Origin of the sequence: Nitratifractor sp., from assembly GCF_015487065.1 — a bacterium.
Classification (GTDB): Bacteria; Campylobacterota; Campylobacteria; order Campylobacterales; family Sulfurovaceae; genus Nitratifractor.
Genome location: NZ_WFQN01000080.1, coordinates 1 through 7,701, shown reverse-complemented (window position 1 = coordinate 7,701; position 7,701 = coordinate 1). Strand labels below are relative to the sequence as shown.

Here is a 7,701-nt window from a genome sequence, read left to right as displayed (position 1 = left end):
TCAAGGTGGGGCTGGGGTCCTTCCTCTTCTGGATCGTCGTTTTGTGGCTCTTCTGGAACCCCTTCGAACACTTCGTTGCCTCCTATCTGCAGATGATCCCCTGGATCGGCCACTATGCCTGGTTTCAGGCCACGGGGGCTCTGTTGGCGGCGCTGGCGGTGGGATACGCCCTCATCGTCGTCACTCTTTCCATCCTTACCTCGCTGTTGAGCGAAAAGCTCTTGCTCCGTCTGGCCGCCCGGGAGTATCCCCGGGTCAAACCGGTCGGCAGCGCCGCGATCCATCGTTCGATTTACTACACGCTCAAAGCCAGTGTTATTTTTCTGATCCTGTTTCTTTTTACTTTACCCCTGATCTTCGTCCCGATCTTCGGGCAGCTCTGGATGCTCTGGCTCTGGTCGATCCTCCTCAAAGATCCCACCGTCTACGACGTAGGCTCCCTCTTCATCGCCGATGAGCGGGAGCTCAAACGCCGCAGCAAAAAGGCAAGGTTCATCGCCCTCATCGCCGCTGCTTTCAACTATATCCCTCTGCTGCATATCTTCGCCCCGCTTTTTGCGCAGATTCTTTTACTGCATTATCTGCTGAGTAATGAGCGACAACAATAGAACGTAAGTCAGGAGGAAGTCATTTGGGGCTTTGTCCAGTCATTTATAGTCATTTATTGCCATTGAAGAACACCCCCTGAATCGCCTGCACGTTTACGTGCAAAATGACCCTAAATGACCGCGAAGCAAATGACCTTTTCTCTCAAATGCTATAATCACCCTCCAAACACCCCAACCAAAATTACTAGTTACTAGTTCCTAGTTCCTAGTTGAAAAATGGAACAACCATGAAAAAAACCCTCCATCTCGTCAGTCTCGGCTGTACCAAAAACCTGGTCGACAGCGAAGTGATGCTGGGCAAACTGGCCGACTACGAACTCACCGACGACGCCTCTGCCGCCGACGTGATCATCGTCAACACCTGCGGCTTCATCGAAGCGGCCAAAGAAGAGTCCATCGCCACGGTCCTCGACCTCCATCAGCAGCGCAAAGAGGACTCTCTGCTGGTGATGAGCGGCTGCCTCAGCGAACGCTACAAAGAGGAGCTCTCCGAACAGATGCCCGAGATCGATATTTTCACCGGGGTAGGCGACTACGAGCGGATCGACGAGCTGATCCGGCAGAAGCAGAGCAGTTTCAGCCCCGAGGTCTATCTGGCCACGGAGAGATCCCCCCGTCTCATCACCGGCTCAAACTACCACGCCTACATCAAGATCGCCGAGGGATGCAACCAGAACTGCTCTTTCTGCGCCATCCCTTCCTTCAAGGGCCGGCTCCATTCGCGCACCCTCGACTCCATCGTCGCCGAAGTCTCCGCCTTGACCGAGAAGGGCTTCTACGATTTCAGCTTCATCTCCCAGGACAGCTCCAGCTACGGCCGGGATCTGAGACTCAGAGACGGCTTGATCGACCTGATCCGCCACGTGGAGATGATCCCCGGTGTGCGCAGCGCCCGGATTCTCTACCTCTATCCCAGTACCACAAGCTTCGAGCTCATCGACGCCATCGCCGAGAGCCCTCTCTTTCAGACCTATTACGACATGCCGATCCAGCACATCGACGACCGGGTGCTCAAGACGATGAAGCGGGGTTTCGGCGAAGCCAAAACCCGCGAACTCCTGGAGGCGATGCGGACCAAAGAGGGGGGCTTCGTCCGTACCTCCGTCATCGCCGGCCATCCCGGGGAGAGCAAAGAGAGTTTCCGAAAACTCTGCGACTTTCTGGAAGAGTTCGGCTTTGACCGGATCAACGTCTTCGCCTACTCCAACGAGGAGGAGACCGCCGCCTACGAAATGGAGCAGCTCCCGCCGGAAGTGATAGCCGAACGCACTGCGATCCTGGGGGAGATCGCCCAGCGCAGCCGCGACGCGTCGCTGGAGAAGATGGTCGGACGGGAGTGCCGCCTGGCTATCGACGGCCCCAGCAGCGAACACGAATACCTCCTCTCCGCCCGCCCGCTGCTGTGGGCCCCCGAGATCGACGGAGAGGTTCTGGTCAACGACACCGACGAGCTCGACATTCGGATTGGAGGCCTTTATCAAGCCAGGATTACAGAGAAAGCCGGAGAGTATTTGCTCTCCACTTTGTTGAATGAGGAATGAGGAATGAGGAATGAGGAACCGAAACGAAATGATCCTCTTAGCGACAAAAGTTTTGCTTTTGCACTAAGGATCATCAGACTTGGCAGATTTTTAAAAGAGTCCCATAAAGAATACATCATCTCCAAGCAGGTACTGCGTAGCGGAACCTCTATCGGTGCTCTTATTGCAGAAGGCAAATATGCCCAATCCAAAGCGGATTTCCTCCACAAACTCACCATCGCCCTCAAAGAGGCAAGCGAAACGGAATACTGGCTACGACTCCTCAAAGAATCACGATACATTGATGATACAATGTTCCAAAGCCTATATAAAGATTTGGACGAACTCCTCCGTCTACTTATCGCCAGCACAAAAACGATCAAGCAAGCATGAATACCATCCATCGGTTCCTCATTCCTCATTCCTCGTTCCTCATTCAAGGAAAATGCCTTCTGGCTTTTTCCCACGGTCTCGACTCCACCGCCCTGTACCACCTCCTAGCCGAATCAGGGATCGACTTCGACATTGCTCTGGTCAACTACGGGATTCGGGAACAGGCAGACGTGGAGGAGGCTGCGGCACGTGAGCTGGCAGAGCGGGACGGGCGGCGGATCTTTGTAGCGTATGCGTCACGATGGGAGAGCGATTTTGAAGCTCAAGCCCGGAAATTTCGCTACGATTTTTTTGAATCACTCATCGAGGAGCGTGGCTACGAGAATCTTCTAACCGCCCATCAGCTCAACGACCGACTGGAGTGGATGCTGATGCGGCTGCTCCGGGGGGCGGGGACGGTGGAGCTGGCGGGGATGGAGGCGGTGAGTGAGAGGCAGACCCTCCGCGGCAAATCTTACCGACTCATCCGCCCCCTGCTGGAGACACCCCGCCATGAGCTGGAGGACTATCTGCGAGAACGAAAGCTCTCCTGGTTCTACGACGTGAGCAACGAATCCGATACTTTCGAGCGCAATCGTCTCCGGCCTTTCCTGGAGATGCTCATTCGGGAACACTCCCCGGGGATTCGACGCACTTTCGAGTATCTGAAACAGGATACCAAGCTACTCTCTGAAAATTATGAGGAGATTTATGCGGAGGGGAAACTGCGCATCTACCGGATCCACGATCGACGCATCGTCCCTCTGGCCGCATCCAAAGCTCTCAAAGAGCTGGGGTATCTCCTCGGCGGCATGGAGCGCAAAATGCTCCAAGAGAAAAAATCCATCGTGGCGGGGAGAAAATGGGCCATTGAGTTGAGCGGAGAGTACCTCTATCTCGCTCCTTATGTAACCGAAGCGCCCATGACGAAATCTTTCAAAGAGGCGTGTAGGTTACGAAACATCCCCATGAAAATCCGCCCCTGGCTCTACCGAAGCGGCATCGATCCCGGAACACTACCGATTCCTTAGTCTAAAGGTTGTTTCACTCCCATCTCATTCCCTTTTCTCGTCATAGCTACGGCTCTTCCCGCCGTCCTGCAACCTCCGCTCCGATCCCTAAGCCATCGCCAAGCTCTTTTTCAAATCCGACGACAACACGGGGGCCAGTGTGAGAAATTTTAGCGGAAGAAGAATCTTTCCCAGATTCATAAAGAAACCCCACTCCTCCCCACATTTTCGCCGGGGGCGTAGAATGATGATTTGCACACCCAACTACCATTACTACAAAAAGAAGCAAAATAGAGCTTATTTTCAACTGCATATGTTAATTGTAGCATTTTTGAAGAGAAAAGAAGTATGAAAAAAAGGAAGAAGATGAAAAGGATGAAAGGGTTTCAGGCCCGAGCCGAAGCCCGTTCCCGAAGAGATACGTGAGGATTAGAACTTGTAGAAAGCCTCGACACGGACGCGCTGATGCGTCTTCTGATAGTTGTCAGCATAGCGATACTCGACTTTGGCGTGGACACCGGTATCCATGACGGGGAAGGTGTAACCGATGCGGGCACCGAAACCGTCTTGGTTGGCGGTAGAGGAAGTATCGTCACTATACCAGGCGTATCCGATACCGCCGTAGAGTTTACCGACGGGCAGCTTGTAGCCGAGATCGACACGCAAAGCCGTTACGCTACCGGCGTCAGAGATATCACCGTTGGTGAAGGTGCCGCCGAAACCGTTACCCCAGAAGGCGCTGGTGTCACCGACTCCCAATGCTCCCGCACCGGCAGTCTTCAGGCTGTAGTCGCCGTCGTTGATATAGGAAGCGACCAGGGTAGCGTCGAGATCACCCCAGCTGGAGCCGATCTTGCCGGCGATACCGAAGGTAGCGTCGGTGTTGCTGTAGTCTCCGTCCACATAGGCAACTTGCAGGCCAGCATTGATGTCGTCAAATTTGGTAACGGCGCTTGCCCAGACAGACCATACATCTTTGGCATTAGCATCTCCCCAAAGCCATCCAATGAAAGGAAGCTTGAAGTCAAAATCGGGGAAATAGTAGGCACTTGCTGACAGCGTCGTATTGGCCAGAGACTTGTTGATGGCCGCCAGCATAAAGATACCGTTGCCGTTTGCACCCAGTTTGATTGTGTCAGAGTTTTCCGCGACATTGAGCACCCAGGCACCCACCAAAGTGGTGTCGGGCAGATCGGTATTGGCGATGACGATAGCATCATAGCTGTAATCGATCACACCGACGGTTCTGTCAGACCAGGCCCAGGGAGAGACCGCTTTGGGCAGCGCCTGGCGACCGACTTTGATGGCCGTGTTGCCGAAGCTGTAGGTCAAATAAGCCTGAGAGACTTCGGCACTGCTGTTTTTATTATACCAACCATCAGTCATTTGATGGGCGAGCCAGTCTCTTGAGAGAGTTTCAGTCACTCTCGGGCCACCGGAAATTCCCAGACCGAAATCGGTCCAACCGGCGACTTCGAAGCCGACGCCGAAGCCGTGGCCCAGCTGCTTCTCGACACCCAGGACAACTGCGGCAGAGAAGGCGTTGTTCTCTTTGTCACCCAGATTGTAGGTTCCGTTGTCGTTGAAATCGTAAGAGAACCCAATTTGTCCCCAGAAATCTGCAGATGCGGGTGCTGCAGGCTCTACGGGAGCGATATCGCCACCGGCGAAGATCATAGTCGAAGCTACTACTGAGAGCAGAAGACCTTTTTTCATTTGAAACTCCTTGTTTTTAGTTACAACCGAAGTATATCACTATTTTTCGAACGATGTCAAGGAAATTAACGGGATTCCAACTGAAAATAAACGAAAAATTAACATAAATTTTTCCTGAACCCCATAAAATGGGTATTTTATCACATATTAAAAAATATTTATCGTTCTTTTTCCAGGTGATTTTCGGTTAACGAAGCTGAAAGAGGCGGTTGTTTTAGTGAAAATATACCGGTTTTCCTGAAAAACCGGCGGAGAGACTACTCCTTTTTCTTCTTCAGGAGCCTCTGATTCTCGGGATTGCTCAGCAGCGCCTCCATGGAACGCTCCGTCTCGACATTTTTCCGTTCAGGGCGGGGATCGGCAATGTTGATGGCGATGGGGTACTCCCCGACGATCAGCTGTTTGATCGCCAGGAGAGGAAGCTCTACGACCGAACCGAAGTTCTCCTGTCCAAAGCCCGCTTCGAATGTGAATGAATGTTCATCCACACGGCAACTCTCGAAAGTATACCCGCTAAGGACAAATAGAGAGAGGGGTCGGAGACTTTGGGCTAGGTGTTCCGGAAGCGGGGGATCGAAAGTGAGATACTCCACCTCCGCCGCCACGGCAAACTCGATCCCCTCCTCCAGCAAAAAAGCAATTGCCTGGAAGAGATGTTCCCCCTCGATCCGGCGAAAGGCCTCGGATTGGAACGGATCGTTGGTTTTTTCTGACATTGGATATCCTTCATAGGAAAATGTTGGCAACGGCTTGTACCTATAGTCTTCGTCATTCCGGGCTTGCCCCGGAATCCAGGGCCAGAAATGCCTATAAACCGTGGATCCTGAATCAAGTTCAGGATGTCAGAACCATGCCATCCGCTTTTTCAGCGGATCAATTCGTATTGACTAATGTTGCGAAATCCTATCATAGCGTTCATTAGAGCCAGTTCGTCGAACGCGTCCAGTGCATCACAGGGGATCTCGGCAAGCTGGAGACGGCCCTCTTCCAGCAAGCGCTGCCGGGTGGTCCCCTCTAGCAGCGGCCGAGCGGGGGTGTACCAGACGTTATCCCGACGCAGGGCGATATTGGCGATCGTGGTATCGGTCAGGAGCCCCTGACGGTAGAGCAACAGCTCCTCTGCCTCCGGATGCTCCCTCTTCAGCCGTTCGAAGACGGAGCGGTCCGCGTATTTGTAGGCGTAGTCTCTTTCAAACTCCGCCAGGGCGAAACGGTGGGGAAGGCGCAGGGTATAGGGGAGATATTCGACCCTTTCCATATATAATGTATAGAGAACCCGGCAGCGCCAGAGGCCAGCAGGGGGAATATCTGTGAGGAAATCGGCTAGGTCAAGATCTTCCGTGGCGCCGAAAAGCTTCCGGCGGCTGTGGTTGAAGCGGCGGTTGTGATACTCCAGGTGCAGAGGACGCCCTTCCTCGATCCGGATTGTCTCCAGTAACAAAGGAGGCGAGGAGATATCGTCGAGAAGACTCAGAGCATCGCTCCCTTGATAATGTAGAAGATCAAAGCAGCCACTACAGCAGCCGCAGGGACAGTGATGATCCAGGCGGCGACGATTTTTTTGACGGCGCTGCGCTGGACATAACGGGTCTTGTAGACGCGTTTGAGGGCCTTGGTTTCGGCTTTGAGCTCTTTTTCCTGACGCTCGATCGTCGCAAAAAGATCAACGATCCGCTCATAGTCTCCCTGGGATTTCTCCGCTTTGGCCTCGAGAGTCTTGAGCTCTTCCCGGAGGGCGGAGAGGCGCTGCTTGAGGGCTTCGACCTTCTCTTTCTCCTCCCGGATCCGGTACTGGAGTCGCTGGGTACGGTCCAGCCACTCCCGCAAAAAGCCTACGCCGAAGACCCCGCCCAGGGCGATGTGGGTGGAGCTGACCGGCAGGCCCAGCTGGGAGGCGACGATCACGGTGATGGCCGCCGCCAGGGCGATGGAGAAGGCCCTCACCTGGTCCAGTTCGGTGATCTCGCTGCCGACGGTTTTGATGAGCTTGGGACCGTAGAGCGCCAGCCCCAGGGAGATCCCCAGGGCTCCGATGAGCATGACCCAGAGGGGAATCGCCGCCTTGGTGGAGACGGTGGAGTGGGCCAGGGCATCATAGATCCCGGCCAGAGGACCCACGGCATTGGCCACGTCGTTGGCTCCGTGAGCGAAACTCAGCAACGCCGCGGCAAAAATCAGGGGAATAGTGAAGAGGCGGTTGACGCTGACCCGTTCGTCGGTGAGGAGGTGGGCATATTTGGCAAGAGCCTTTTTGACTCCGATATAGATAAGAAACGCTCCGATCAGGCCGATCCCCGCAGCGGAAGGAAAGCCCAGTTTGATCATGTGTTTGAGCCCCTTCATGATCAGGTAGGTGACGAAGGCCCATCCCATGACCGCCACATAGAGGGGGACCATCTTCATAGCCGCGGCTTTGACATCCTCTTTATACAGGACTGTCTTTTTGATAGCGTAGAGGAAGGCGGCGGCGATGAT

At 54.1% G+C, this 7,701-nt stretch carries 8 protein-coding genes; 4 read left to right on the top strand and 4 right to left on the bottom strand.

Annotated elements, in window-relative coordinates; all coding sequences use genetic code 11:
* From F8I07_RS04265 to tilS, 4 genes are all read left to right on the top strand, one after another.
* Positions 1 to 608, top strand: a 608-nt coding sequence (locus F8I07_RS04265; RefSeq protein WP_292656162.1) for an EI24 domain-containing protein, incomplete at its 5' end; no start/stop codon positions are given.
* Positions 609 to 835: 227 nt separating this feature from the next.
* Positions 836 to 2,149: a 30S ribosomal protein S12 methylthiotransferase RimO gene (gene rimO / locus F8I07_RS04260; RefSeq protein ID WP_292656159.1), complete on the top strand. Its 1,314-nt coding sequence runs from the start codon at positions 836 to 838 to the stop codon at positions 2,147 to 2,149.
* Positions 2,150 to 2,152: 3 nt separating this feature from the next.
* Positions 2,153 to 2,521 (top strand): four helix bundle protein, encoded by a 369-nt coding sequence (locus F8I07_RS04255; protein WP_292656156.1) that lies wholly within the window; start codon positions 2,153 to 2,155, stop codon positions 2,519 to 2,521.
* Positions 2,518 to 3,531 carry a tRNA lysidine(34) synthetase TilS gene (tilS, locus tag F8I07_RS04250; RefSeq protein WP_292656154.1) on the top strand — a complete coding sequence of 338 codons (1,014 nt, stop codon included), beginning with the start codon at positions 2,518 to 2,520 and terminating at the stop codon, positions 3,529 to 3,531. Before F8I07_RS04255 ends, tilS begins: the two co-directional genes overlap by 4 nt.
* A 408-nt stretch (positions 3,532 to 3,939) precedes the next feature.
* Here the strand turns inward: tilS and F8I07_RS04245 are convergent, their stop codons facing one another.
* The 4 genes from F8I07_RS04245 to F8I07_RS04230 form a co-directional block, all read right to left on the bottom strand.
* Complete coding sequence (locus tag F8I07_RS04245) at positions 3,940 to 5,226, bottom strand: hypothetical protein (protein ID WP_292656151.1); 1,287 nt, start codon at positions 5,224 to 5,226, stop codon at positions 3,940 to 3,942.
* A 257-nt stretch (positions 5,227 to 5,483) separates the two neighbouring features.
* Positions 5,484 to 5,942, bottom strand: coding sequence for a hypothetical protein (locus F8I07_RS04240; protein ID WP_292656148.1), 459 nt, complete (start codon positions 5,940 to 5,942; stop codon positions 5,484 to 5,486).
* 149 nt (positions 5,943 to 6,091) lie between these two features.
* On the bottom strand, positions 6,092 to 6,667 hold the full coding sequence (locus F8I07_RS04235) for an aminotransferase class IV (RefSeq protein WP_292656146.1): 576 nt from the start codon (positions 6,665 to 6,667) through the stop codon (positions 6,092 to 6,094).
* Between the two features lie 29 nt (positions 6,668 to 6,696).
* Positions 6,697 to 7,701, bottom strand: a 1,005-nt coding sequence (locus F8I07_RS04230) for an inorganic phosphate transporter (RefSeq protein ID WP_292656144.1), incomplete at its 5' end; no start/stop codon positions are given.

What these genes read in the sequence shown, in the direction of transcription:
- rimO (WP_292656159.1), top strand. Translation starts at nt 836, where the DNA reads ATGAAAAAAACCCTCCATCTCGTCAGTCTCGGCTGTACCAAAAACCTG.
- F8I07_RS04255 (WP_292656156.1), top strand. Translation starts at nt 2,153, where the DNA reads ATGAGGAATGAGGAACCGAAACGAAATGATCCTCTTAGCGACAAAAGT.
- tilS (WP_292656154.1), top strand. Translation starts at nt 2,518, where the DNA reads ATGAATACCATCCATCGGTTCCTCATTCCTCATTCCTCGTTCCTCATT.
- F8I07_RS04245 (WP_292656151.1), bottom strand. Translation starts at nt 5,226, where the DNA reads ATGAAAAAAGGTCTTCTGCTCTCAGTAGTAGCTTCGACTATGATCTTC.
- F8I07_RS04240 (WP_292656148.1), bottom strand. Translation starts at nt 5,942, where the DNA reads ATGTCAGAAAAAACCAACGATCCGTTCCAATCCGAGGCCTTTCGCCGG.